Here is a 2,323-nt window from a genome sequence, read left to right as displayed (position 1 = left end):
TGTCAACGCCGACCGGATTCTCCTCAGAAGTGCCGAAGTAAATTTCCCCAGGTGCTGGGTGGTCAGGTGGCGTTCGGCTCTGCAGGTCGGGCCTTGGGAGGTCTGCCTCGCCGGCGCGGCGGTACCTGGGAGAGCGCCGCGGCCGGGATACGCATGGCGTCGGGCACGAGGTCGACGTGCTGGCGCAGGCGGTAGCTCGAGCCCTCGATCTGGACGACCACGGCGTGGTGCAGCAGCCGGTCTAGCAGGGCGGTGGCGACGACGGGGTCGCCGAATACCTCGCCCCATTCGGCAAAGCCCCGGTTGGAGGTCAGGATCATGGCGCCGCGCTCATAGCGGGCGTTGACCAGCTGGAAGAACAGGTTGCCGTTGCCGGAGGTGATCGGCAGGTAGCCGATCTCGTCGACGATGAGCAGCGAGGCCCGGCACAGGAACCGGATGCGCTCGCGCAGGCTCCCCTCCCGCTCGGCCCTGGCCAGCGAGGCGACGATGTCGGCGAGGGAGGCGAAGTAGACGCTGTGACCGGCCCGAACTGCCTCGACACCGAGGGCGACCGCCAGGTGGCTCTTGCCAGTCCCAGGCGGGCCGAGCAGGTGCACCACTTCGTGCCGGCGGATGAAGTCGAGTTCGGCCAGGGCCAGGATGCGGTTGCGGTCGAGGGATGGCTGGAACGAGAAGTCGAAGCTCGCCAGCGTCTTAACCACGCCGAGGCGCGCCATCTGCAGCGCCGCCTTGATGCGGCGCCCCTCGCGCAGGGTCAGCTCCTCGGCAAGCAGGGCATCGACCGCCTCCAGCGTGCCGATCTCCCCGCGCTCGACCTGGCGGACGACATGGTCGAGCACCTCGAGCGCGCGTGGCATGCGCAGCCCGACCAGATGGCGCCGCACCCGCTCCAGGGTGGCCGGGGCCGGAGCGTCGTCCCTCATGAGCGGGTCCCCTCCTCGGCCAGACGCTGGGCGACGGCGGCGTAGAAGGCGAGCGGCCGGCGCATGACGGTCTCGCCTGCGCGGATGGGGAGGACCGGACCAGTGGCCCCTGAGGGACGGCTGGCTGGCGATAGAAGCCGACGGTGCCCACCGGAAACCCGGCGGTGGCCGCGGCCCTCGAGCACCGGGTGGCTCGCCACCAGGCGGTTCTCCTCGAAGATGCGCAGCTCGTCAGCGAGCAGGTGCACCTCGACGGTGCGGCGGTGCGTGCTGTCGGGCACGCTGTAGAGGTTGCCGTCCACCGAGACCATGCCGTCGCGGGTGATCCGCCGCTCGAGGCGCAGCGTGGCCTGGAAGGGGCCGGCGGGAAGTGGCCTAAGGCCCGGCATCTCCTCGGCGAAGTGCTCGGCAACGATGCGGCGGGTAGTCGCGTGCACTCGGCAGTTGGCCACCTCGTCCAGCCATTGCCGGAGCTGGACATTGAGGTCGTCGAGATTGCGGAAGCTCCGGGCGAGGAAGAAGTCCTCGCGCACGTAGCGGAACGGTCTCTCGACCTTTCCCTTGCTCTGCGGCCGGTAGGGGCGGCACGCCCTGGGCAGGAAGCCGTAGTGCCGCGCCATCTGGAGCAAGGTGGGGTTGTAGGCGATGCCCTGCGCATCCTCGCCCACCACCGCGGTGCGCATGCGGTCGTAGAGGATCTCGGCCGGCACACCACCGAGCGCCTCGAAAGCTGCCATGTGGCAGCGGAGTACCGTCGGCAGATCCTGGTGCAGGACAAAGCGCGCCCACAGCATCCGGCTGTGCCCGAGAACCATGGAGAACAGCCAGACGATGCGCGCCGTCCCGGGCTCGTCGGCGAACTCGGTGCGGAACTGCGCGAAGTCGACCTGCCCCTGCTGCCCGGGCGGGGTCTCGAAGCGGTGCTCGAAGCCGGATGCCGCCGGAGGGCGAACGTCGCGGAGGAAGTCGGTCAGCCGGGTGTAGCCGCCCTCGTAGCCAAGATCGCGCAACTCCCGATGCAGCCGCCGCCCGGTTAGATCCGGAAAAGCCGCGATCCGCTCGCGCAGGTACCGGCTGAACGGGTCTAGAAGGGTGCCCCGGGGCTGGCGCGGGCCGTAGACCGGCGGCTCCAGGCCGCGCTCCACGTATTTGCGCACCGTCTTGCGGTCGAGCCCGGTCCGCCGGGCGATGGCGGATACCGAGAGGCCCTGCCGGTGCAGGTCCAGGATCATGACGACCTCCCCAAGTCGGACCACCAGCGCCTCTCCCCCGTCAGGACAGGGGCAGCATGGGGTCCATGGCCGGCCGACCAAGGCATTCCTGACCAGGCCGGCCCGTCAGCCCAGCTGGGGAATTTTCAGTCGGCACTTCTGGGGAGTGTCGTCTCGGCGCCTACA

Annotated in this window: 2 protein-coding genes; both read right to left on the bottom strand. The window is 69.7% G+C overall.

Annotated elements, in window-relative coordinates:
* Positions 1-62: 62 nt before the first annotated feature.
* Complete coding sequence (gene istB / locus ACLIBK_RS25465; protein WP_415390103.1) at positions 63-926, bottom strand: IS21-like element helper ATPase IstB; 864 nt, start codon at positions 924-926, stop codon at positions 63-65.
* Positions 923-2,182, bottom strand: a complete 1,260-nt coding sequence (gene istA / locus ACLIBK_RS25460; protein WP_415390102.1) for an IS21 family transposase — start codon at positions 2,180-2,182, stop codon at positions 923-925. The genes istB and istA overlap by 4 nt, the downstream gene beginning before the upstream one ends.
* Between the last annotated feature and the right edge of the window lie 141 nt (positions 2,183-2,323).

Origin of the sequence: Roseomonas sp. BN140053 (assembly GCF_047690175.1) — a bacterium.
In the GTDB taxonomy this organism is placed as follows: Bacteria; Pseudomonadota; Alphaproteobacteria; order Acetobacterales; family Acetobacteraceae; genus Roseomonas.
This window is presented reverse-complemented; position numbering and strand designations above follow the sequence as displayed.

Excerpts from the sequence above, each read along its gene's own strand:
- istB (WP_415390103.1), bottom strand. The coding sequence starts at position 926 with ATGAGGGACGACGCTCCGGCCCCGGCCACCCTGGAGCGGGTGCGGCGC.